Below are 23,840 nucleotides of genomic sequence, written 5' to 3' on the forward strand. Positions count from 1 at the left end.
TTTTAAATTTTAATAACAACAAATCAATTAATAAACAACTTTTATAAATTCCTCGACCGAATATTATAAAGCTTTTTCTTCTAAATTTTGAACATTGTCTTCATTAAAGAAACTGAAGCCAACCCCTAAATAACTCGCACCATCCGCTACGAAAACTTTAGCATTTGGTAAATTGACGCCTCTTACAGCCATCAACTTTTTTGGGTCAAGTGGACCTTGAATTTGTTTAAAAAATGAAGCTCCAGTAGATATGACTGCTGGAAAGATTTTAACAATGTCTGTTCCGCACTCAAATTGATCATCTTCTTCTGAAGAGGATATGGCAGGGCGTAATAATATTTCCTTTTTAGCTAATAAAAAAAATATTATCGCTAAACTACGTTGCCCCTAACATAAATCTCATTCCAGCTTTCTTTAAAAAATCCATTCATTCATGAATTGCCTTTTCTTAATCTACCTTCAATAGCAGGCCCCCCATCTACTAACAACTTCATTTGTATCAACTTTTAAAAATAGATATGTTTTATACATTAAAGATAACATCTATTTTTAAGCAATCGTAAGCGTTTCCGTTTTTTGTGTCAAGAGATGCCTAATTCCTCTACTTTTTTATGAAACCATATTTAGTCACTAAAAATCCCCAAAGTTAGATTTGTTTGGTCTACCTTTAGGGGCGTCTTCAAATCCTTCCTTTTTATAAAGTTCTGCTTAAAAAAGCCTATTTGATAAAAAACCAAAAAACGCCAAAACTTTTTAGTTTTGACGTTTTTAGTATATATTTTAAAATTGACCAATCAACAACTGACGTAATTCTTCCAAATAAGGCTGACGTGGATTGGCTGAGGTACATTGGTCGTTATAAACTAAATCAACTAATTTATCAAGGGATTCGTTAAAATGTTTTTTCGTTACCCCATTAGCTGAAAGTGTTGGTTCTACTTCAACAGCTTTCATTAACGCGTCGATTTTCGCACATAATGATTCAACTAATTCACTGTCCGTTGTCCCTTGTAGCCCAAGGTAACGTGCAATTTCAGCATAATCTTTTTGGCCACGATAAACTTCATAACGTGGAAACGGTGTACGTTTCACATTTCCAGTAGCTGCATTGAAACGAATCACAGGGTTCATGGCAATAGAGATCGCTAAGCCATGTGGTAATCCGAACTCGCCTCCGATTTTATGTGCAATCGAATGATTAATTCCTAAGAAGGCATTGGCAAACGACATACCTGCAAGCGTTGCTGCATAATGCATATTTTCACGAGCAGCTTCACCTTCTGATGTCGGATTTTTTGGATCATACTTATAAGATGCTTCTAAGTTCTCAAAAATTAATTTAATGGCTTCTAACGCCCAAGGCCGAGTAAAGTTTGACGAAAGAACGGAAACATAGGACTCCAAAGCATGAGATAACGAATCAAGTCCAGATAGAGCAACTGTTCTTTTTGGCATGGTCATTACAAAGGCCGGATCGACAATCGCTACTTGTGGGGTTAATTCATAATCTGCTAATGGATACTTCACATGTGTATGATCGTCCGTAATTACAGCAAATGGCGTGACTTCCGAACCAGTTCCTGAAGTTGTTGGTATTGCAAATAATTTTGTATGTTCAGAATGATGAAATTTCGCAATACGTTTACGAATATCTAAGAATTTTTGTTGTAATTGGACAAATACTTCACTTACTTTTTCATAACTATCTAAAAATCCAGGTTCTTGATCGATCGAATATTCATAGATATAACGAGCAATTTTGGCCGCATCTAAAGCTGACCCGCCACCAACAGCTAAAATAGCATCAGGCTTAAAAGCTTGCATTTGTTGTGCAATTTCAATGGTTTGTCCTAGCGTAGGATCAGGTCTTACAGATCCGTAGATTGAAGATTTTACTGGATCATCGCGAACTTCTAGTTGTTCATATACTTTATCAACAAATCCAAATTGTACCATCCCTGGGTCGGCCACAATGAAAGCACGTTCTATTTTTTCGTATTCATCTTGTAAATAGGAAAGTGAGTTTTCTTCATAATACACTTTTTCCGGTAAACGAATCCATTGCGGACGATTACGACGCTTGGCAACTGTTTTAATATTCAATAGGTCTTCTGTTGATAAGTTATGAGACAATGAATTTTTCCCCCATGAGCCTGTTCCTAAAGTTAGACTTGATTTTAATGCATCAGTATAAACATCGCCGATGGCTCCAATAGAATCTGGTTGGTTAATAATAACACGTGAAGCTTTGGTCTTTTCTCCATATTCTTCCACAAACGGATCAATCTGGGAACCAATTTGAATCCCCGCATTATGACCTGCCCCTTGGTAGTTTAACAAATCATCTACAATCTTAATGCCATCTTGACGATCTTTAGCTTTATAAACTGAAAGCAATGGCGATAATTTTTCTGAAGATAATTTTTCTCCGATATTTTTGGAATCTAATTCAAACAATAAGATATCTTTTCCTTCTGGTAATTTGACTCCTGCTTGTTCAGCAATCCAACGCGCCGGCATTCCTGCTACAGCACCGTTAACGCCATGGTTATCATTGAAAACAAAATCCGCTACTTTTTTATAATCTGATTTAGGCAGCAAATAAGCACCTTTTTCCTGCATTTTTTCTAACCATTCTTTATAAACAGGGGCTTCTACTACGGCTGAATTTTCAGTAGCGCAGATCATTCCATTATCAAAACGTTTAGATAACAATAAGTCTTCTACAGCACGACTAACATCAGCTGTATGATCTACAAAAATCGCGCCATTTCCGGGACCCACACCCATTGAAGGGTTTCCTGATTGTAAAGCTGCATTGACCATTCCAGGTCCGCCTGTTGCTAAAATTGAAGCAATTTTAGGGTTTTTAATTAAGGAAGATGTCGCTTCAAGCGATGGTTTTTCAACCCATTGAATAATATCCTTAGGTGCCCCAGCTTCTACTGCCGCGTCATAGATAATTTTTGCCGCATGCACTGAACAATTTTGTGCTTGAGGGTGAAAAGCAAAAACAATTGCATTCCTAGTTTTCAATGATATTAAAGACTTAAACATTGCGGTTGATGTCGGATTCGTTGTCGGAACGATACCTGCCAAAACCCCAAGTGGTGAAGCAATTTTGACACTACCTGAAACCTTATCCTCCCCAATTACACCGACTGTTTTATCATCTTTAACCGAATGATACACATTTTCTGTGGCAAAACGGTTCTTAGTATCTTTATCTTCAACAACACCACGACCTGTTTCATCTACTGCTTCATGAGCCAATTCTAATGCAGCTTCAGAACCAGCAAGTGCTGCGGCATTCACAATTTTATCAACTTGTTCTTGAGTAAATGTAGCGAATTCTCTTTCTGCTTGTAAAGCTTTTTCTACTAACGTATCAGTATACTTACGAGCAGCTTCTTCTTTTGTTTCTTCACTTACCGTAACTTGTTCTTTTGTTACTTGAACTGCTTTTTCCATAAATGATTCCCTCCAAATAAAAATTATTGCCGTCGGTTCTTTATGTGAAATATTTCACTTATTATAATACACTTTCCCTCTTATAAATTCAATAGTTTTTTCAATATTTTTTTATTTATTTTCAATAAAGATTTATATTTGTGTTATATTGAACAAAAAATATTGTTAAAAAAGCTCTAAACAGCAAAGTCTAGAGCTAGAATGTGCAATATAAGCTTAGCCAATTGTCGCTATTGTTAAAAACCAATTAACGATTGAATTTAAAACAAAGACGAGTAAAACAATGTAAAAAGGAGCAATTTTAGCTTGTTTATTATCTGCGTTACGTTGTACAACAAAAATGATCGAAGATTGAAAGAATAAAACTGCAAGTAACATAATAATTAGACAAAATATTGGTGAAAATAAACGAATAAATAAGCCAAAGGTGAAGAGTAGTAAAAATAGATTAATACCACTTAAAAAGTTTGCCAATTGATTCACTGTTTGGTTAAAGGAAACTGGGCTTTTCAAGCTAAGTCTTTCAACCCCATAGGTAATTCCAATGGTGATCACTAAAATTAATACATAAAAGAAAAGTATACGTAAAAAGAAAGTAATTCCCAAACTACCTCCTAAACTCTCATTGAAGGAAAAGGGATCATAGCCATAATCATAAGCCCCAATAAGCCCAAAAAATTGATCAATTGCGCTCAACCCTCTTGAAATAACCATGGTGGTTAATAAAGCTTGTAATAATAAATAAATTCCTAAAGAAATGTAACCAAAATAGGTCAAGTTTCCTGTCAAGTCAGCATTGGGGCGTCGTAACTTTTCCATAAAATAACCAAAATAACTTTTCCCTATAGCAAGACTTTGTTTAACAGCCTCTTTTTCTGTAAACGATTCTGTTTGTTGTTCATTATCTACTTCTTTTGCTTGGTCTTGACCACAGTTTGGACAAAACTTCGCTTCATCTTTTATTTGCGCACCACAATTAATACAATATTTCATTTTTACTCCCCCTAATTTACTTATTCATAATCACTGGCTGCGACCTCTTCAAAATTATCGGCGCCACCAAGGTCTTTAATACGTATAGTTTCATCTTCTACGACCAAATTCGCTTTTTTATAGCGGAAATACTGATTATTATGATCTGTATCATCATCATAATAAGTATCGTAATTAACAACATATTGTACATCGTAACTATTTTCTCCTGTACGCGTGACGTCTTCTACTTCTTGCAAATAACACACCACATAATCTTTTTTATCGGACTTTCGACTAGGACCAATAAAGTTATCTTTAAAATCGATAAATTCCTCATTATCCGTACCGCCAGAAAAATAACCAGCTAACGACTTAGTATCTGTTTCATCAAAATCAAGATCTTCATCTGTATAATCAGAGACATCGAAATACAGTTCGTCCAATCGACTTTCAATGTCAAACTCGTCTATTTCCTCTTCTACATCTAAAGTGACATAAGCTGTACTGTCGACATAATCTGTAGGTTCAACTGTTTCGGTATCAGAATTGATCTCTTCATCTTCAAAGCTTTGTTTAAGTTGTACTTTGTAAGGCTTTTGGGTTGGAACGACATCTATACTATAAATGTCATCTTCTTTATCAAATGCTTCGGCCCTTTTATCATTAATATAAAAATCGCCACTTGTCGCATTCGTGTCTGGAACAATATGAAAACTTTCGGGTTGGAAAGTGCTTTGGTCTTGACTATAGTCTTTTTCCAAATATTCATCTCCGTCAAAATCTAGTGGCGTTGAAAGTAATTCTAAATCACCTAACTCTTGCTTTATCCGCAAGTTTCCATCCTCATTCCAAATAAAGCCAGCCCCTTCTAACTCCCCATCTTTAATAGTACCCACTGACTGTCCATTAAACAGTAGCTCTCCAGAAGAAATATCCGAATCGACGTCAAATTTCACTTTTTTAGCTGCAAAAGATAACTCTCGACTACCATCATTTTCTAAATTTTCGCGATTCACTTGCTCAACATTTTGTTCGATTTCCTCTTCTTGACCATTACTTTGAAAACGACCATCTAATTGATAAGCTCCAGGAACTAGTGGACCTAATTTCCAAGTGTAATCTTCATTATCAGATGTTCCCTCTTCTTTATCGTTTACTTTTAGTTGCATATTTTCAACATTAGTGTTCACATCAAGATAAAAAGGTTGTATGACCAAATCGTATTTATCAAACAAAAAGAAATACTTGCCATCTTTTTTCAAATAAAGGTCTTGACGCTTATCATTTATATTTTGCAAGTTTTCACTGATATAATTGCTATAATCTTTGTTATCTTTTGTATAATTAGTAAATGTACTTAAATTATCCGCTTTTGGTTTAAAATTTTTATCTGAAGAAACAACCGTTTCAGCTAATTCTTCAGGATCATTTTTTGCTAATACCTTTTGATAACGTTCTATTTGTTGCTCTTTGGAATAATAATGCTCTCCATATTTATATAACCCAACACTAACTATAAGCAAAACTACTAAACCAGCTAATAAAGTATTATATAATTTTTTATGTTTATAATAAGCAGTAAGCACTTTCGAAAGTTCTTGCTTTTCTTTTGCTTTACTACTTGCTTGTAAACTTGTGCCACAAGATTCACAAAAACGAGCAGTTGTTTGGTTTTCTTTACCACAATTAGGGCAAATGTTGCCTTTACTTTGGGATTCAGTTTTTTCTACCAGCTTTTTACCACAAACTTCACAAAAATTATGATCGTCTGAATACTCCTTTTTACAATGATTACAATATTTCATTTTCTCACTCCTCCAACAAATTCAACAACACCTAATACTCTATTTATATTCTTGCATTAAACGTTAGTAAATTACAAGCTTTATATTAAACTTTTTACTGAATTTTTTTAAGCACCTCTTTAATTTTTTCATTTTTATTATATAATAGATGTAATTTAAGAAAGGAGAGAAATAATGAAGAACGCTTTACTTCCCCAAAATGATCAAAGACAACTAGAGAAAAAATTCAATCCAAAGTTAAACGAGCTACCTGCCTTCCATCTTAGCCAACCTTATTTTCCAGTTGATTTAGATTTATTACACAAAGAAATCGCTACTAGCAATCAGGCTAATTTTAAAGAAGAAATTTATGCTATTCTTCCTTACGGCAAACACTACACGCAATCATTTATCATTTATAAAGACACCATAAGAGAAGTTGACAATTCAGCTAATTTACTAGCTGAAAAATTTTTAAAACAACACTTACATATGGAAATGGAAAGTTATAAAAAAACGATGAAAGTATTTTTAAATAAAAACATTCATACCATGCCAATTGCTAATCATGACTTTAGTTTAGTTCCTTTTAGTCTAGATTTTCGCCCTACGACCTACAGCTGGATTAATCCTGGGAAAATTAAAGAATTATTTTTCAAAGCAAACAATGCACGCACGATTATTCAATTGACCAATTGCTTTAATATCGAAATCGATCGCCAACAACGCGCAATTTTAAATCGAATGAAGCGGGGATTTTTAATTCATGGAATTGTCAAGCGTGATATTGAAAACCAACCGATCAATGTAACAATGAATTTACTGGAATATTTAGGTATCAGTTCCACCCGTATCACCAGAAAAGTTACTAGAGATGTACAATATCAACATATCCCAGGCTTTGCCAATGACTTTTATCAAAAATACCAAGAAATCCATGATGCTATGGTTATTGAAAAATATTTTAATGAAAATTTTCTGCCAAAAAAATGAAAGCGATTAACAAAAATGAGCTCTGTGACCATCATCATCACAAAGCTCATTTTTTTAAAGTTTAGTTGACATATTTTTTAAATAACTTTTTAGCTCTTCTTTTGTATCTGGATGTTGCAAACCGTATTCGATATTTGCCTCTAACAATCCAATTTTAGTTCCTACATCATAACGTTTTCCCTTAAATTCTTGCGCAAATACACGTTGTGTTTTATTTAATTCATCAATAGCATCTGTTAATTGAATCTCACCACCCTGATCAGGTTCCTGCTTTTCTAACAAATCAAAAATTTCTGGTGTTAGAAGGTAACGTCCAATAATAGCCAAATTAGAGGGGGCTTTATCGGGGGCTGGTTTTTCAACAAATGAATTCACGTCATATAAACCTTTGTCTACTTCGCCATTAGGTTCAATCACACCATATTTTGAGGTGTCTTTATGTGGAACAGACATCACCGCTAATGTCGAAGCCTTTGTTTTTTCGTAATCATTGATCAACTGCTTGGTCAAAGGAACTTTATTGCTGGTAATATCATCACCTAGCATTACCACAAAAGGTTCGTCGCCTACAAATGCTTTAGCCTGTAAAACAGCATGACCTAAACCTAACGGACGTTTTTGACGTACAAAATGTAGGTTGATATCTGTTGTTTCTTCTACTAACTTCAGTAATTCGGTTTTGCCTGTTCGTTTTAAGTTTTGCTCGAGTTCTATATTTGCATCAAAATGATCTTCAATTGGACGTTTGGCTTTACCTGTGACAACCAAAATATCTTCAATCCCTGAAGCCATCGCTTCTTCTACAATAAATTGAATCGTAGGTTTATCTACGATTGGCAACATTTCTTTAGCAACTGCCTTGGTAGCCGGCAAAAAACGCGTGCCTAAACCAGCCGCTGGAATAACTGCTTTTCTAACTTTCATTTTCCACGCTCATCCTTTTCTTTTGAATTGTATTTATTATAACATAACGTTAGTTAAAAATACGTGAAGAAAATCAGCAAAAAAAGACCCGCCAGCGGGTAACTGACGGGAAAGGAGTTAAAAATGAAAAAGTGTTTATAGGGTTGTTTCGTTGGTACAATTATTAATATAAACAAATTTTTTGAACAAATTATGATCATTTTATTTTAATTCAATAAAAATTAAAACTTTATTTGGTTTACAGATTTGCTTCAATATCAATTACTATAAAAAAACGAACCCACCAGGGGGTAACTGGTGGGAAAGGAGTTAAAATGAAAAAGTGTTTATAGGGTTGCTTCGTTGGTACAACTATAATGTAACTAATTTTTATGAAAAATATGTGACGAAACTATTTTGATTAAATTAAATTATTAATAACAGTAGCAGAAAATATTAGTTTTTAACATAATCAACGCCAATAAGAAAATAGTATTCCTTGTTTGCCATAAATTGGATCGTTATCAGGTATCAAAACTTCATTAATATTATTCAATTTTTCTGGACGTTCTTCTTTTTTCCCATAGCAAATATCATAATCCTGTCCATTGGGATAAGCCCCAATAACCGAAAAATCAGCTTGTTTTTCCAGCAATTTATGGCCTGTACCTGCCGGTAAAATGAATACATCTCCTTGTTGGGCCTCTAACTGTTCGCCATTTTCACCACCCATTTGTAACAATGCACTCCCACTATCAACTACGAGAACTTCATGTGAGTTGCTATGATAATGGTGATAAGGAAATACGCCATTGCGCCAAGCATTTGACCAATGATTTTGATAAAGTATTTGCATTGCTTCTTCCTCTGCTTCCATGACATTTTTATAAATAAGTAGAGGAAACTGAGAATTGTTAGGAATTGATCCATCATCCATAAAATAAAGCGCTTGAACCTTTACCTCATCTTGTCTTTTCATGAAAATGCCTCCTCTATTTAAATTATAGCATCCCTTTATCTAGGGTTAAAATAAAAGGAAATAGCGCAAATATTAATTTACCTTACGTTTATTTTCATTAATTTTCCTAGGTTTTTAAATTACCATAAACTAAATAAAGTTATCATTACCTAACTAGCTATTTTAATTTTGTTATTTTACAGTATCTATTGTAATAGCAATAAAGAAAGGACGTGTTCGTTTAAAATGCTAACAAAATCTAATGTTATTTCCGTACAAATAAGGAAAGTGTTTTATCCATTTATTATCGCCAGAGATAGCAACGGACATTATCTTTATTTAAATCTTAATATGGCTGAGCGTAAAGATACAGTCTTTTGGGAGATCATGTTAAAAATTGCAGAGGCCGATCTATGGCTTCCTATTGATAAAGATTCTTATCAACTCTTAGAATATGACTGGCTAGAAGTTTAAATTAAATTCAAAAAGTTACAGAATTGATGTAAAGTTAATTTCTGTAACTTTTTTCGTGGACATAAAATGTTTTCTAATAAACTAAGAAGTCTGTTTTGTTAAGGTTTCTTTTTCAATCAGTTCATTAATTTCTTGTTTTGCATCTTTCATCAATAATAACGCTTCTTTATTTTTTTACAACTAAAATTGTCAGACCACAGGCGATACTTACTACTGATAGAAAGCCAAAAGCAAGTATAAATGACCCGTTTCCTATTTCAATCAGTTGACCTAAAATCATAGGGGATAAAAAACCGCCTAAGGTGCCTCCAGTATTAATAATCCCAATAGCAGAGCCTATGGAATGCTCATCCATAATTTTGTGTGGTAAAGTAAAAATCGCCGTAAAACCCGAAACTACGACCATACTAAGTAAAATTAACGCTAGCATTGAAAAAATCAAATAATTGGAAAATACAAATAACAAAACCAATACAGCAGATATCAACGATACAGAGAAAATAAATCCTTTTTCTTTACCCAAAAATATTTTCGTCAAAATCGAACCAGCAAAAATCGTTCCCAAGGTTTGAAATACGGCATTAGCAGAAAGTAAATAACCAATTGTTGTGATATCTAAACTGAATTTTTGTTCCAAAAAAGATGGTAACCATGACATATTGCCATACATGACGATATTGATTAAAAGCATCGCAAAAAATAAGATCAATACATTTCGATCTTTCAATAATTTTTTGAACGAAGCCGAATTTTGCACGGGACCTTTTTTTACAGCTAAATCTTTAGGGACAAAAAGCGCTACTAGAATAATTGATAATACAAATAATAACCCTAGTACTATATAACCATAACGCCAATTCATACTAATTAAATTAGCCCCTATCGTAAATGCTAAAACACCACCAATACCAGAGGTGGATAACATTAAAGATTGTACAAAAGTACGTCCTTCTTGGGCAAAATTTTCTGCAACAGCTTTTGAACAACTAGGCGGATAACCTCCGTGCCCTACACCAGCAAAAAATCGAATGACCAGAAATAACATAAAACTACTTACTGCACCAAAAGCAAATGAAAAGAATGCAATAATTCCTAAAGATAGTAATAGTACCTTTTTTGCACCGATTTTATCTGCTAACCAACCGCCTGGAATTTGCATTAATGAGTAACCTAAGAAAAATAATGACATAATCAAACCCGTTTGATTCGCCGCTAAGTTATATTCTGCTGCAATCGGAATAATTGCGGTAGAAATCATTGTCTTATCCATATATACCATTGAATAACCGATCATTAATGCGAAAATAATACCAAAAGTATTTTTGGCTTTTCCTGTTCAATATTTGTTTCCAAGTTTTTCCACTGCCTTTCCAACATATTTTTACTCCAAATAATTTTCAAAAAATGAATATAAATTACTTCATCGATTTTGTTCTTATTCTAGTCTCTTTTATTATAACATGCGTTCAAAAAATTTAATTAAAATAAAAAGAGCTACAGAATTCACAGCAAAAAAACTGCAAAGCTATTATAGTAGCTTTGCAGAACTTTTTTCATTATATTTTTTTAAAATGTTATCCCAAAAATTCAAATACTTCTTGCCGTTTATATAAATTCAACACTTTTTCACAGGCATATTGCGAAACAATCGCAGCAACAGCTGGGACAACAATCCAACAAATAAGCGCCATAATAGGTGCTTGACCACCATCAATCGCCGCAAATGGCCCTACTAGACCTACCAAACCAAAACCAGCAGAAGCTGGTGTTCCTGTAATACCTAAAAATGCTACAGGAAGAGCAGCTACAATAGCTGTGAAAAAGCATGGTACTAAGATAATAGGCTTACGGAACAAGTTTGGCATCATCATTTTCATTGCGCCTAAAGCAATTGCGATGGTAATACCTGATTTATTAATTCTCCATGAATTAACAACTAAAACAATAGTCGTCGCGCCGACACCCATTGCTGCGGCACCGGCAGCAACGCCATCCAATTGAATCGCTAAACCAATAGCAATGGTTGAGATTGGGGAAATAATCAATAGAGCAAATGAACAAGAAATCAAAATACTCATCAAAACCGGCTGTAAAGTTGTAAATGTATTAATAGCTGTACCAATAGCTGCAGAGATAGCAGTAATATAAGGATATAAATAAAGGCCGATTAAGCTTGCTCCAGTACCAACAACAATAGGAGTTCCAATAATTTCAACTGAACCAAATTTATCACCGATTAATAAAATTAAGCCTACAGCAATTGCTGCTGTGATCATCGTATTGATAATATCACCAGTACCAGCACCTATAAACGCTCCTGCTTCATCATTAAATTGGATTGAACCAGAGCCAATTAAAGCCGCAACACCGACAACTGACATTCGCATCGGATTTAAATTAAATTGTAGTCCAATCAAAAAACCGATAACTGCAGGGGTTGCAATTTGAAAAAGTTCCGTCGTCTGAGTCCAAGTAACTGCAAATGAATTATCTCCAAAGGCTCCTAATATGACAGATAAAACCGCATTGGGGATTAACCCAACAATAATTCCTGTTGCTGTTCCTGCTAATATTTTATTCAAAAACCTTTTCGGTGTTAGTGCTTCTTCCATAATTTTCGCTTCCCTTCAACTCCTATAAATTTCCTAAAACTTTATAATAAGCCTTCTGCTATTTTCTATAGTTAAATTGAAAATTTTCAGAATTTTTATTTATCGATTATTATAACGAAAGCAAATCCAAATTGCAATAGAGTTGTCTGAAAATAACGAATATACTGATAATTTTTTTAATTAATCAGCATTTTCCTAAAAAAGCCATCGAGTAGGAGACTAACCATTAATTGATTAGTCGACCTCTCACACCACCGTACGTACGGTTCCGTATACGGCGGTTCAATAATTTAAGCTTTTATTTCTCAAGGATTTCAATGAAATCCTTGAGTTTCCATTGTTTGAACTTTTCTTTGCTGAAGATTCTATTTAGAAGTTTTGATTTTGAAATTCGCCAATACTGTTTCCGGCTATTCGCATACGTCATGGCCTCTTTATGAGAGGCCCCTCTTGCCTTCAGTTGGCGGTATTTCGTATCGACTTTCTTCCATCTTTTCCAAATCAAGGCTCGCAACCTATGTCGTAAGTATTCCATCTGTTTAGCTAGGAAAGTTTTTAGTTCTCCGTCTTTATAGTATTGAATCCAACCTTGGGTGTACTGATTGATGGTTTTGATCATCTCATCTAGCGTGCCCACCCTTTTTCGGTTCGTCAATCTTTTCAGCGTTCTTTTGAACTTTTGTTTGGCCGACGCTGTGGGTCGGCTCTTTACTTTCCCTTATCTTTTCTCATACGATAGCTCAGGTATTCTAATTGATGCGCCTTAATGATTTGGCTCTTTTCTTGATTCACCGTCAATCGTAATTTCTTTTCCAGGAATTGGGTAATACTTTCTTGGACTCTCTGAGCGGCCCGCTCGCTTTGGACAAAGATAATAAAATCGTCCGCGTATCGAATAAACCGATGGTTTCTTCTTTCGAGTTCCTTATCCAATTGGTCCAGATAAACATTGGCTAAAAGAGGAGAAAGCGGGCTCCCTTGGGAGGCTCCTTTTGAAGTTGGACGAAGAATTTCGCCCTCCATTACTCCTGCGTTTAAGAAATTCCAAATAAGTTGGAGAACGGCCTTTTCTTCGATGTACCATCGCATACGATGCATAAGTTTCTGATGGTTAATCGTGTCGAAATAGCTCTTTAAATCACAGTCGACAACCACGTCATAGCCTTCTTCATAATATTGGCCTGCCTTCGCTATTGCTTGTTGACAGCTTTTTCCAGGTCTAAACCCATAGCTGTTTTCCGAAAAGGTCGGGTCGATCAAGGGCGTGATGACTTGTAAAATCATTTGTTGTACTACGCGGTCCCGTACGACGGGGATGCTCAATTTTCGTTTCTTGCCGTTTCCTTTAGGAATTTCCACACGTTTTGTTGGTTGTGGGCGATAGGTCCCTTCTCTCAGCTTTTGTACAAAGGGACGACGATACTTGTTCAAATGAGATTTGATTTCAGATACCGTCATATCATCGATTCCCGGTGCTCCTTTGTTCTTTTTGACTTTCTCGATCGCTCGATCTATATTCATTGAGCTGACGAGTTCGTTCATTAATGGAAAGCCACTTTGGTTCATCATCTTATTGTCGTGCTCCCTTACGCGCTCCTCATTTCTTCTTTTGCTTCCAGCTTATCCTTCCACGAGTGAGCTACCTACCGGTCTTTACCACGGTATTGGCTGCGGTCCTGGTGAGCACGTCCACCTCCTTGTTTACTTCAAAGTTATTATTGTTCAGTCCTTCATATCCATAGGATACTACTATGACCTTGGCTGACTTCTGCCTATTCGTTGTTACTACGATTTCTATCGCTAGGCAGACCTCCTCGGGTAAGGTGCGATAACTTTCCACTCACGTCACCGCCTCATTTACTGTATGGGATTCGGGCAGTATTGGACTTTGCTTTGTTTTGCAAGCTCGTCCGTCCCAATTCAGCCTTCTTATGAGATTCCTGTTCGTCAGTGCGAGTGTTTGCCTCCAGCTTCCTTCAGATTCCGCCTCACGACGGACACCCTTGCTTTTAGCTAACAGTTCCTACTGCCAAGCCTGTAGTGGACTTTCACCACCAAGTTATCGCCCATGCCGAGCGCAATCGAGTAGGTGACTAGCCATTAATTGGCTAGTCGACCTCTCACACCACCGTACGTACGGTTCCGTATACGGCGGTTCAATATCTTGCGTAAGCAGACTCTACCAAGGCGCTTAGTGAAACTAAGCCCATCGGTGGAGTCTTTCGTTTGTAAGTGTCCGATGAACTTCAGACGTTTTGGACAGTCGCCAATATTTCTTTCTAGAGGATCCGATTTTCTTGGCGCCGTTTAAATCTAAACCATAAGACAATAACTTCGTTATTTTCGTTTTGGGAACTTTCCAACGTTTGAGGATCAGCTGCCTGATGCGGTGATGTAACCATGGTTCAATTTCCTTTTGAATAAAACCTCGAATAAATCCCAATCCGAAATAGCCTATCCAGCCACGCGTGACTTGATTGATTTCCTCTATGATCGTTCGAAAATCACCCGCACGCTTACGGCTTGTTCGACGTTTCAATTCGGCTTTGAATTTCTTCTTGGCTTCTTTGGTAGGGATAAAACGACAGGTGCCATTGACTTTCATTATCAGACAGCTCAAGAATTTTAAACGCGTTGGTGCCCCCACTTGACTCTTGTCTTGATTAACAATGAGTTTAAGATCTTTTTCAATGAAACGGGTCACACTTTTTAACACTCGTTCGCCCGCACGTTTTGACTTGACATAGATGACGAAGTCATCGGCATAACGAACAAATTGGTGTCCTCTTTTCTCAAGTTCTTTATCCAGTTCATGTAAGTAAATATTACAGAGAAGAGGCGATAAGACCGCCCTTGAGGTGCACCCGACTTTCTTTCTACGTATTCGCTAGACAGGTTAATCACACCACTCGTCAAGAACTTACGAATAACCTTGAGAATTGCCTTATCTTGAATAAACTGCTCTAAGTGATACATGAGCTTGTCATGATTTAGTGTGTCAAAGCATTGTTTCAAGTCACAATCGACCACCACTTTATAGCCTTCCTCATAATAGGCGACACATTGCTTCAAAGCAGTGTGTGTTCCCTTATTCGGGCGAAATCCGTGGCTTTGTGGAAGAAAGTATGGGTCAATGATGGGCTCAATGACTTGTCGAATCGCTTGTTGAACTACGCGATCACGCGCACATGGGATTCCCAATTGGCGTTTTTCACCATTGGGTTTCGGTATTTCGACTTGTTTGACCGGTTGTGGCTGGTAGGTCCCTTGAAGCAATTTCTGCCTTAGTGGCGCATACAACTTCTCAATGTGGTCTTCTACTTCATCCACAGCCATACCATCGACACCAGCGGCTCCTTTATTACGTCGGACCCTTGTTGCGGCTGTCTTAAGATTTTCTTTTCTTACAACGGACTTCATCAAAGATGAAGACTTACGATACATTTCTTTCATTTCTCCTAGAGGATAACTCGACACATCTACATACGCTTTCAGGTTCCACCTTATCCCTCTGTAGATTGCCAACCTTATGGTTGTTTTCTGTCTTCTTTGCTTCCTCTAACCTCCAATCTATACTTTGTATGAATATTGTTCGGTCCTTCGGTACATTTTCCCTACTATGACCTCAGCTGACTTCTATCTATTCGTTATTACTACGACAGCTGTCGCTAGATAGATATCCTCGGGTAAGGAGTGATAACCTTCCACTCATGCCGCTGCCTCATTTACTGTATGGGGTTCGGGCAGTATTGGACTTTGCTTTGTTTGGCAAGCTCATCCGTCCCAATCCAGCCTTCCTATGAGGTTTCTGTTCGTCAGCGCGAGTGTTTGCCTCCAGCTTCCTTCAGATTCCACTTCGCAGTGGACACCCTTGCTTTTGGCTAACAGTTCCTACTGCCAAGCCTGTAGTGGACTTTCACCACCAAGTTATCGCCCATGCCGAGCGCACCAAAAAAATCCCGTCAGTAGACTACTGACGGGAAAGGAGTTAAAAATGAAAAAGTGTTTATTAGGGTTGTTTCGTTGGTACATTTATAATGTAACGAAGAAATATGAATAAATTGTGATAATTATTTTCTAAAACCTTTAAATTTATGCTATTTCTCTTTCGATTTAAAAAAGAGCGTTGAGAAAGAATCTTGGAGAATTATACACAATGTGTTTTTGTGCGTCCCAACGCTCTTTATTTATTAATGATATCACTTACAAACTTAAAAAGATAGCATGTTTTTTTAATTAAAAATATAAAACAGCAGTATTACTGAGAGAATAGGTTTAACTAGATATTATCAAGAAAGCAACGTGCAATTTAGACATTGTTTAACAAATAATTATTGGTGTTTTTTTGCAATACAATGTTTATTCTTCTTTGGTGATTTGCTGATAAAAAATCTCTGCTAGCGCTTCTGAACCCTCTTCGTCTGGATGAATTCCATCAGGAAAGTATTCTGAATGATCCATCATTTCTTCATAGATATCGACAAATTCTAGCCCGAACTCATCGGCTGTTTCTTCTACTACATCTCTTACGTTAATAACAACACCTGGATCAATAGAACCACTGATAACGTCATTTTCAATAAAAGCTGGCGGTGGTGAGGCTAAAATAATTCTGGAAACACTTGCTAGATCCTGATAGTTTTTAAGAAGTGCTTCATATTCCTCTTTAAATTGATCTGCACCATTCCAATTAGTTGCCTTTGTATCATTGGTTCCCAACATGATAATAACAATCTCAGGATCAAAATCTAAGCTTTCCTCATATTCTTCTGTCGTTTCATAAGGAAAGTCGCTAGAGGATTGGGCAGCGTAATTGGACACGCCAAAATTACGCACTGCATACCCTTCTCCTAGTAAGTTTTCTAATTGTTCAGGATAGAAATCGCCTTCGGTCGCTGCGATATACATATCGTAGGTAATACTATCGCCAACAGCAGCAATTCGTGTATCACTAGCATCTACGTCTTCATTCTCATTATCAGGATTTGACCTAACATTAAAATAAAATATTACAGCAAAAATTATGACAACTAGGAGTAAAATAAATAGAACGATATTGATTCTTTTTTTCCTGAATAAATTTTCCATAGAGTTGCTCCCTTTTTATATAAGGATACACAAATTTACTTACTTTTTAAACAAATCAGCTAAAAAAGCTAAGGTAAACAAAAAATTGCTTGCCTTAGCTTAGTATTAATTAACTTCTCTAACTCTCTATTTTATAGCTCATAATCTATCAAATTTTGCGCCAAAACTGAGTCAAAAATCCCATAGTTAGCATAACCTGCTTTTAATACGGCATGTACTGCCGCAGCTTTTTTAGCGCCACCAGCAACCAGAATTGAATGCTCTTTCTTTTTCAATTCTGTTAGCTCAATGCCAACTGTGCGATGATCTAACTCGTGGTTAACTATCTGTCCTTGTTCATCAATAAAACGTGAGACAATATCGCCTACAGCCTCATCTCGCAGCTTTTTCTTTTGCCTTTCATCTAAGTAGCCCAAATTAAAAAGTAAAGCGTCCTTACGCACAGAGCCGACTGTAAACAACGCAATATTAGCTTTTTTTCCAAGATTCAGAATTGATCGAATAAAACGGTCTTGTTCAACAAATTCTTTAGTGGTTCGTTCATCAAAAAAAGTCGGTAGAGGTAGGTGTTGTGCTTGAGCATTAAAGGCGTTAGCTAATTCATTAATACTTTCATAGGCATAAGTTTTTTCATAATCAAAACTAAAGCCTCCTTTTAACTGGACAGTTTGAACCCCTGTAATCTCCTGCTTTTCTAAATGGGACGTCACCGCATGAATCGTTTTACCCCAACCAATACCAATAATATCTGTCGGCTGTACAATCTTTGTTAAATACAGCGCAGTATAGGCGCCTAGTCGATTAAGCATTGTTTTTTGTGATTGGTATTGGTCAGGGACAATTTGAATATCTGCTTTATATTTTTCGCTTAAAGCTTCTGCCAAAGTTTGAAAATCGACAAAAGGATTTTCTACCTTAATTTTAACCAAACCTTCTTCTTTAGCAATTTGTAAAGACCGCGAAATTGTTGGTCGGGACACCTGCAACTTCTCTGCAATCGCAGTTTGACCAAGATTTTCTTCATAGTAAAGCTTAGCAATTGTCATCGCTTGTTTTAGTTTGGCTCTTTTATCCTTTTTTGCCATTTTTTCCACCATCTTCTAAACCAATTCTGACAAAAAACTCTTTCCTTTAGCTGTTCCTTCTACATTAAAGTTGTCTAATACTGTGGCACCAAGATCTGAGAAGGTATCTCGCACACCCAAGCTTCCATTTTTTCCCATACTTGGAGAATATGCTAGAAGGGGGACTTGTTCTCTAGTATGATCTGTTCCCTTAAATCCAGGATCATTGCCGTGATCGGCAGTAATAAGTAATAAGTCGTCTTCTTTTAATGCTTCTAATACAGTCGCCAAACGTTGATCAAAGTCCATCAAAGCTTGTCCAAAACCAATAGGATTACGACGATGACCATACATTGAATCAAAATCTACCAAGTTAACAAAGCAAAAGCCATTAAAATCTTGTGCCATCACATGATCGACATGGTTCATACCATCCATATTATCTTCATTATGGTAAACTTCATCTAAACCATTTCCAGAAAAAATATCGCTGATTTTTCCTATACCAATTGTTTTTATATCATTTTTTTGTAGATAATCCAAATCCGTTTGACCTGTTGGCTCTAATGAATAATCATGGCGATGAGAGGTCCGTGTAAAATTATCTTTATTTGCGCCCACATAAGGACGAGCAATCACACGTCCTAACGTATACTTAGGACCATTAACCAAACTACGAGCGTACTCACAAATTCGATATAATTCTTCTAGTGGAATCACTTCTTCATGCGCTGCAATTTGCAAAACAGAATCTCCAGAAGTATAAATAATCAGATCTCCTGTTTCTAATTGATGTTCGCCCAATTTTTCAATAATTTTCGTCCCTGAAGCGGGTCGATTTCCTACGATTTTACGTCCGGAAAAATCCGCAATTTTAGCTAATAATTCATCAGGAAATCCCTCTGGAAAAAAATCTAATGGTTGGGTAACAGGAAGTCCCATCATTTCCCAATGACCATCCATACTATCTTTACCAGCTGATATCTCTGTCATTTTGCCATAATAACCCAGCGGACTGTCCACTGCAGGAACTCCTTCAATGGCTTGCCCACGCAAATTGGAAAGCCCCATCTTTTGTAAATTAGGTAGTGCAAGTTTTCCTTTATAAGCTTCTCCAATATGCCCTAAAGTATCCGAGCCTTCATCTCCAAATTTGTCTGCATCTGGTGCAGCACCTGTTCCTACTGAGTCTAATACAATCGTAAAAATACGTTTATAACTCATTTATAGTCTTCCTCCTCAAGCTAAAATTTTCTTCGTCGCACTGACGCCTAAGCGGCTCGCGCCCGCTTCTATCATTGCAACAGCCTCGTCATAACTATGAATGCCGCCAGAAGCCTTCACGCCTAAACGATCGCCAACTGTTTCGCGCATTAGACGAACATCTTCTGTTTTCGCCCCAGCTGAACTAAATCCTGTCGAAGTCTTAACAAAATCTGCTTTAGCACTTTCTGCTAATTGACAAGCTTTGACAATATGATCTGTATCAAGGAAAGAAGTTTCAATAATAACTTTTAATATTTTTCCATATTCGTGTACGATATTTGCAACGGCGACAATATCTCCTTCAACAGCTTCATCATTTTCACTAAGAAGTTGGCCGATATTAATCACCATATCGATTTCATCAGCACCTTTTTTAATAGCAGACGCTGCTTCTGCAACCTTGGCTTCTGTAGTCATTGCTCCCAAGGGAAAACCAACAACTACACAAGTTTCAATATTAGTATCAGCCAATCTTTCTTTTACAAAAGAAGCCCAGTAAGAGTTCACACAAACAGCTGCCGTATTAAATTCTTTTGCCTCTTCACAAGTTTGTTGAATCTGTTCTTTAGTTGCATTTGCTTGCAAATTTGTATGATCCAAATAAGCAGCCAATTCTTCTTTTTTTAATGTCATTTTCTGTATCCCCTTTCATTTACAATTAAAATAATAACAATATTTTTTACAAATGTAAACTAAAAAGATGAAAATCCGTTCATTTATATTATTCAAGAAAAGAAGCAGCAAGACAATCTCACTGCTCCTCTTTATTTAGCGAAAAATTTTAATCTCTTTTTTGGTTTCCACTGTAATCCGCCCATTTTTAATCACATACAGCCTGGTTGGAATATCGATAATCGCATTTTTTACTACTTTTGTATCAAGAAGCACGACATCTGCTTTATTCCCTTTTTCAATCCCGTATTTTTCTAAACCGATGGCTTTAGCTGGATTTGTTGTGATCATAGGTAACACAGTCACAATGTCATCTGCTCCTCCTAAATGAGCCGTAGGAATCGCAAGCATTGCACTTTGTAAAATATCCCCATTACCATAAGGAGTAAAAGCATTACGGATATTATTTGTACTAATAGAAACGTTAAGACCACTATCACGGAACTTGCGAATCGGGGTAATTGCCCGTCGAACATTATATTCGTCATGACGTGCGCCTAAATGCAAATCAGTCGGTGGCAAAGAAATCACGTGAATATTTGCTTCTTTCATCAACTCAATGATAGGATACAATTTTTCATCAGGTAGCGCATGCATAGCAGTAAAATGTCCAACTGTTACACGTCCTTGGTAACCTTCTTCGATAGTCTTTTTACACAGATATTCAATGGAAATATTATCTGCTTCATCGCTAAAGTCCTGATGCAGGTCGATGTCTTTATCATACTTTTTAGCGATCTCAAAAATTAAATCAATGTGCTCATTGGCAGGAGCATCGTTATACGGGATTCCTCCAACAACATCTGCCCCTTTTTCCATTGCTTCATGCATCATTTTCTCTGTCCCAGGCGCTTTAAAAATCCCTTCTTGTGGAAAAGCAACGACTTGAATATCAACTAGGTTTTTGTATTCTTCTTTCAAGTCCAAAATCGTATCAAAACCCGTAAAACCTTGCGCCGGATCAAACTCTGCATGAGAACGAATGGCTGTCACGCCGTGAGCCACAATCATATCTAATACTCTTCGTGCACGATCGTAAACATCTTCTTTAGTAAAGGTGGGCTTTAACTCTGCAGTAACCGTTATCGCTTCTTGTAAGGTTCCAGATTTATTAGGACGGCGATCTGAAATTAGTGCTTTATCCAAGTGGACATGACTTTCTACAAATCCTGGCACTAAAACACGCCCCTTTGCATCGATCTCTTTTTCTGCTTGTTCTCCTATATCTTCTGCAACTTGAATGATCTTTCCATCATCAATTGCAACGTCCTGTAAAGGCCGATCATCTTCAATTCGAGCATTTTTAATCAATAAATCCATTTGTTATATCCTCCTAATAAAGTTTAAGCTATGCAAAAATAAAAGTGGAAGCGAACGCGAATAAGTATACTTTTGTTTGGAAGAAAGCGGTCGATCGCTTCTATCCTAAATTAAAAGAAAAAGAAATGAAAATTTATGAGGAAGAAATCGCGCCTTTGATCGAACAGGAAATGATACGAGAAAATAACGACGCATTTACAAAAGAAGAAATTTTCACGTTAAATGATCTTTTACAAGAAGAAATTGAAAAAGTAAACGAAGAATTACAAACGGTTACAAAGAAAGAACAAAGCAGCTCTTTAAAGAAAAAACGTCGTCAGTTAAAAAAGTACCGAAACCAATGTCATAATGATTTTATTCCCAGAGAGCAGAAATACGAAAGGTATTATAAAACGTTTAAAGGACGAAATAGTTTTTCTAAAACCGATCCCGACGCAACTTTTATGCGTATGAAAGATGACGCTATGATGAATGGGCAATTGAAAGCTGGTTATAATGTGCAAATTGCGACAGAAAACCAGTTCGTTTTGCATACCCAAATTTATCCCAATCCAACGGATACCCAAACATTGATTCCTTTTATGAATACTTTTCCAGAGAGCGTAAAACCTTCGACCTATGTGGTCGCAGATGCTGGCTATGGCAGCCAAGAGAATCTTGAATTCCTAGAAAGTTCACCTTGGACGGGAATCGTAAAATATGGCATGTATGAAAAAGAGCAAAAACGGAAATATCTTCAATCAGAAAAAAATTTAGCCAACTGGACCTACATACAAGAAGAAAATGCTTATGTCCATCCCGATGGGACGTATTACGCCTTTAATTATATTCGACGGCAGAAAACGAACACCGGATATGTAAGGTTTTCTCATGTTTATCGCTCAACGGACCCTTTTTATCAAAACGGGAAAAAGTCTTTATGGATAAACTACGACTATGAAGCCCACAAATTAAAAATCAAAGAAAAGCTTTCATCAAAAGAAGGCGCGAAACGTTACGGACAGCGTAAAATCGATGTGGAACCCGCCTTTGGACAAGTGAAGGCGAATTTAGGTTTCACTCGATTTTCTGTCCGTGGGCAATCTAAGGTGGAAAATGAAACCCAACTGATCTTTATGGCGAATAATCTACGAAAATACCATAAAAGAAAAGAGAAATAAGGAAAGAAAAAGGAAAAATCCGGGGAAGTTTGTTAGTTCATACAAACTTCCCCGGATTTTTTTGTGATTCAAAGTTAGGTTAGGCTTTTTGTCCCAGCTTCTACTTTTATTTACAGTTTCTGTTAGCATTCCTACTATACCCAACGATCCAAAGCTTTAGTCGTCTACAATAATCGTTCCCTTATCTTCAAAGATATGTGGAAGATTTTCAATTGACGTAATAATTGCTTTACGGTCGTTGTGTCCTTTGACAAATTTAAGTGCGGCTTGCACTTTCGGTAACATACTACCTGCTGCGAATTGTTCTTCTGAAGTATATTGTTCTGCTTCAGAAACAGTAATGGTTTCTAACGCTTTTTGATCTGGTTGATTGAAGTTAACATAAATATTATCAACACCTGTTAAGATAATTAAACGTTCAGCGCCAACTTCTTCAGCAATAACACTTGCTGAAAAATCTTTATCATTAACTGCCTCGATACCTTCAAATTGACCATCTTTTTCAACAACAGGCACACCGCCGCCACCAGAGCAGATAGCCACAGCATTTGAAGCAATCAGTGCATTCACTGCTTCTGTTTCTACCATTTCTTTAGGCATTGGAGAAGCCACAACTTTACGATAACCTCTTCCTGCATCTTCTTTAAAAACAGATCCATCAGCTTTAGCTTCCTCATCTGCTTCTTCTTTTGACAAAAATGGACCAATTGGTTTAGATGGATTATCAAATGAAGGATCATCAGCATCTACACGCATCTGTGTCACTAATGAAACAACAGGTTGAGACATTTGCAATTTGTTAAATTCATTAATTAACGCACTTTGAAGCCAGTAACCAATGCTACCTTGTGTCATTGCAACACAAGTATCTAACTTCATTGCAGGATTTTTCTCACTTTCTGCTGCTTTTTGTTGTAATAACAAATTTCCAACTTGGGGGCCGTTCCCATGACAGACAACTACTTTTTCCCCTTCATTAACAAATTTAGCGATATGGATCGCCGCATTTCTTACAACTTCTTTTTGTCCTTCATCTGTAGGATCTGTTTCTAGAATCGCATTTCCACCAAGGGCAATTACATTTACACTCACGATATATT

The 23,840-nt window shown here is 36.5% G+C and carries 19 protein-coding genes and 2 pseudogenes; 3 read left to right on the forward strand and 18 right to left on the reverse strand.

The window, feature by feature from the left end; genetic code table 11:
* Nucleotides 1–63 precede the first annotated feature (63 nt).
* The 4 genes from C7K42_RS13460 to C7K42_RS05315 form a co-directional block, all read right to left on the reverse strand.
* Nucleotides 64–369, reverse strand: a complete 306-nt coding sequence (locus tag C7K42_RS13460) for a beta/alpha barrel domain-containing protein (protein ID WP_103099884.1) — start codon at nucleotides 367–369, stop codon at nucleotides 64–66.
* Between the two features lie 411 nt (nucleotides 370–780).
* Nucleotides 781–3,471: a bifunctional acetaldehyde-CoA/alcohol dehydrogenase gene (gene adhE, locus C7K42_RS05305; RefSeq protein WP_103099883.1), complete on the reverse strand. Its 2,691-nt coding sequence runs from the start codon at nucleotides 3,469–3,471 to the stop codon at nucleotides 781–783.
* Between the two features lie 216 nt (nucleotides 3,472–3,687).
* On the reverse strand, nucleotides 3,688–4,464 hold the full coding sequence (locus C7K42_RS05310; protein ID WP_103099882.1) for a zinc ribbon domain-containing protein: 777 nt from the start codon (nucleotides 4,462–4,464) through the stop codon (nucleotides 3,688–3,690).
* A gap of 20 nt (nucleotides 4,465–4,484) precedes the next feature.
* Nucleotides 4,485–6,251: a zinc ribbon domain-containing protein gene (locus tag C7K42_RS05315; RefSeq protein WP_103099881.1), complete on the reverse strand. Its 1,767-nt coding sequence runs from the start codon at nucleotides 6,249–6,251 to the stop codon at nucleotides 4,485–4,487.
* Between the two features lie 174 nt (nucleotides 6,252–6,425).
* Between C7K42_RS05315 and C7K42_RS05320 the strand changes: the two genes are divergently transcribed.
* The gene (locus C7K42_RS05320) at nucleotides 6,426–7,223 is read left to right on the forward strand and encodes a hypothetical protein (protein WP_014125468.1); all 798 of its coding nucleotides are present in this window, start codon (nucleotides 6,426–6,428) and stop codon (nucleotides 7,221–7,223) included.
* 54 nt (nucleotides 7,224–7,277) lie between these two features.
* On the opposite strand, the gene galU is transcribed toward C7K42_RS05320, so the two are convergent.
* Nucleotides 7,278–8,147 carry a UTP--glucose-1-phosphate uridylyltransferase GalU gene (gene galU, locus C7K42_RS05325; protein WP_014125469.1) on the reverse strand — a complete coding sequence of 290 codons (870 nt, stop codon included), beginning with the start codon at nucleotides 8,145–8,147 and terminating at the stop codon, nucleotides 7,278–7,280.
* A 451-nt stretch (nucleotides 8,148–8,598) separates the two neighbouring features.
* Nucleotides 8,599–9,105 carry a cupin domain-containing protein gene (locus C7K42_RS05330; RefSeq protein ID WP_014125470.1) on the reverse strand — a complete coding sequence of 169 codons (507 nt, stop codon included), beginning with the start codon at nucleotides 9,103–9,105 and terminating at the stop codon, nucleotides 8,599–8,601.
* A gap of 225 nt (nucleotides 9,106–9,330) precedes the next feature.
* On the opposite strand from C7K42_RS05330, the gene C7K42_RS05335 reads away from it, so the two are divergent.
* A complete protein-coding gene (locus C7K42_RS05335; RefSeq protein ID WP_014125471.1) occupies nucleotides 9,331–9,558 on the forward strand; it encodes a hypothetical protein in 228 nt (75 codons plus the stop codon).
* A gap of 166 nt (nucleotides 9,559–9,724) precedes the next feature.
* Here C7K42_RS05335 and C7K42_RS05340 read toward each other — a convergent pair whose 3' ends face one another.
* The 11 genes and pseudogenes from C7K42_RS05340 to C7K42_RS05400 all read right to left on the reverse strand — a co-directional run bounded on the left by C7K42_RS05340 (nucleotide 9,725) and on the right by C7K42_RS05400 (nucleotide 21,580).
* A complete protein-coding gene (locus C7K42_RS05340; protein WP_103099880.1) occupies nucleotides 9,725–10,852 on the reverse strand; it encodes an MFS transporter in 1,128 nt (375 codons plus the stop codon).
* A gap of 280 nt (nucleotides 10,853–11,132) precedes the next feature.
* Entirely contained in the window at nucleotides 11,133–12,170 is a 1,038-nt protein-coding gene (locus C7K42_RS05345) for a PTS sugar transporter subunit IIC (protein ID WP_103099879.1), read from the reverse strand.
* A 298-nt stretch (nucleotides 12,171–12,468) separates the two neighbouring features.
* Nucleotides 12,469–12,825, reverse strand: a complete 357-nt coding sequence (locus C7K42_RS05350; RefSeq protein ID WP_014123482.1) for a group II intron maturase-specific domain-containing protein — start codon at nucleotides 12,823–12,825, stop codon at nucleotides 12,469–12,471.
* A 53-nt stretch (nucleotides 12,826–12,878) separates the two neighbouring features.
* Entirely contained in the window at nucleotides 12,879–13,739 is an 861-nt protein-coding gene (gene ltrA / locus C7K42_RS05355; RefSeq protein ID WP_124175399.1) for a group II intron reverse transcriptase/maturase, read from the reverse strand.
* Nucleotides 13,740–14,370: 631 nt separating this feature from the next.
* Nucleotides 14,371–14,775, reverse strand: coding sequence for a group II intron maturase-specific domain-containing protein (locus C7K42_RS13065; RefSeq protein ID WP_249038024.1), 405 nt, complete (start codon nucleotides 14,773–14,775; stop codon nucleotides 14,371–14,373).
* Between the two features lie 69 nt (nucleotides 14,776–14,844).
* A pseudogene (gene ltrA, locus C7K42_RS13070) lies at nucleotides 14,845–15,623 on the reverse strand (group II intron reverse transcriptase/maturase); the annotation flags it as partial.
* A gap of 906 nt (nucleotides 15,624–16,529) precedes the next feature.
* Entirely contained in the window at nucleotides 16,530–17,258 is a 729-nt protein-coding gene (locus C7K42_RS05380; RefSeq protein ID WP_103099699.1) for a GDSL-type esterase/lipase family protein, read from the reverse strand.
* Nucleotides 17,259–17,389: 131 nt separating this feature from the next.
* Entirely contained in the window at nucleotides 17,390–18,343 is a 954-nt protein-coding gene (locus C7K42_RS05385) for a sugar-binding transcriptional regulator (protein ID WP_103099700.1), read from the reverse strand.
* Nucleotides 18,344–18,358: 15 nt separating this feature from the next.
* Nucleotides 18,359–19,546: a phosphopentomutase gene (locus tag C7K42_RS05390; protein ID WP_103099701.1), complete on the reverse strand. Its 1,188-nt coding sequence runs from the start codon at nucleotides 19,544–19,546 to the stop codon at nucleotides 18,359–18,361.
* A gap of 15 nt (nucleotides 19,547–19,561) precedes the next feature.
* Nucleotides 19,562–20,221: a deoxyribose-phosphate aldolase gene (deoC, locus tag C7K42_RS05395; protein ID WP_014123939.1), complete on the reverse strand. Its 660-nt coding sequence runs from the start codon at nucleotides 20,219–20,221 to the stop codon at nucleotides 19,562–19,564.
* A gap of 135 nt (nucleotides 20,222–20,356) precedes the next feature.
* Nucleotides 20,357–21,580, reverse strand: a complete 1,224-nt coding sequence (locus C7K42_RS05400; RefSeq protein WP_014123938.1) for an amidohydrolase family protein — start codon at nucleotides 21,578–21,580, stop codon at nucleotides 20,357–20,359.
* Nucleotides 21,581–21,621: 41 nt separating this feature from the next.
* Between C7K42_RS05400 and C7K42_RS05405 the strand changes: the two are divergent.
* Nucleotides 21,622–22,740: pseudogene (locus tag C7K42_RS05405) on the forward strand (transposase); the annotation flags it as partial.
* A gap of 156 nt (nucleotides 22,741–22,896) precedes the next feature.
* Here the strand turns inward: C7K42_RS05405 and arcC are convergent.
* Entirely contained in the window at nucleotides 22,897–23,832 is a 936-nt protein-coding gene (arcC, locus tag C7K42_RS05410) for a carbamate kinase (RefSeq protein ID WP_069028725.1), read from the reverse strand.
* Between the last annotated feature and the right edge of the window lie 8 nt (nucleotides 23,833–23,840).

The organism is Tetragenococcus halophilus subsp. halophilus DSM 20339, from assembly GCF_003841405.1.
Classification (GTDB): domain Bacteria; phylum Bacillota; class Bacilli; order Lactobacillales; family Enterococcaceae; genus Tetragenococcus; species Tetragenococcus halophilus.

Bases quoted from the DNA above. Each gene is read 5' to 3' on its own strand.
- C7K42_RS05335 (WP_014125471.1), top strand. From the start codon at position 9,331: ATGCTAACAAAATCTAATGTTATTTCCGTACAAATAAGGAAAGTGTTT.
- adhE (WP_103099883.1), bottom strand. From the start codon at position 3,471: ATGGAAAAAGCAGTTCAAGTAACAAAAGAACAAGTTACGGTAAGTGAA.
- C7K42_RS05385 (WP_103099700.1), bottom strand. From the start codon at position 18,343: ATGGCAAAAAAGGATAAAAGAGCCAAACTAAAACAAGCGATGACAATT.
- C7K42_RS05315 (WP_103099881.1), bottom strand. From the start codon at position 6,251: ATGAAATATTGTAATCATTGTAAAAAGGAGTATTCAGACGATCATAAT.
- C7K42_RS05310 (WP_103099882.1), bottom strand. From the start codon at position 4,464: ATGAAATATTGTATTAATTGTGGTGCGCAAATAAAAGATGAAGCGAAG.
- C7K42_RS05400 (WP_014123938.1), bottom strand. From the start codon at position 21,580: ATGGATTTATTGATTAAAAATGCTCGAATTGAAGATGATCGGCCTTTA.
- galU (WP_014125469.1), bottom strand. From the start codon at position 8,147: ATGAAAGTTAGAAAAGCAGTTATTCCAGCGGCTGGTTTAGGCACGCGT.
- C7K42_RS13065 (WP_249038024.1), bottom strand. From the start codon at position 14,775: ATGAAAGTCAATGGCACCTGTCGTTTTATCCCTACCAAAGAAGCCAAG.
- C7K42_RS05330 (WP_014125470.1), bottom strand. From the start codon at position 9,105: ATGAAAAGACAAGATGAGGTAAAGGTTCAAGCGCTTTATTTTATGGAT.
- C7K42_RS05340 (WP_103099880.1), bottom strand. From the start codon at position 10,852: ATGATCGGTTATTCAATGGTATATATGGATAAGACAATGATTTCTACC.
- C7K42_RS05390 (WP_103099701.1), bottom strand. From the start codon at position 19,546: ATGAGTTATAAACGTATTTTTACGATTGTATTAGACTCAGTAGGAACA.
- C7K42_RS05320 (WP_014125468.1), top strand. From the start codon at position 6,426: ATGAAGAACGCTTTACTTCCCCAAAATGATCAAAGACAACTAGAGAAA.
- C7K42_RS05345 (WP_103099879.1), bottom strand. From the start codon at position 12,170: ATGGAAGAAGCACTAACACCGAAAAGGTTTTTGAATAAAATATTAGCA.
- deoC (WP_014123939.1), bottom strand. From the start codon at position 20,221: ATGACATTAAAAAAAGAAGAATTGGCTGCTTATTTGGATCATACAAAT.
- C7K42_RS05380 (WP_103099699.1), bottom strand. From the start codon at position 17,258: ATGGAAAATTTATTCAGGAAAAAAAGAATCAATATCGTTCTATTTATT.
- ltrA (WP_124175399.1), bottom strand. From the start codon at position 13,739: ATGATGAACCAAAGTGGCTTTCCATTAATGAACGAACTCGTCAGCTCA.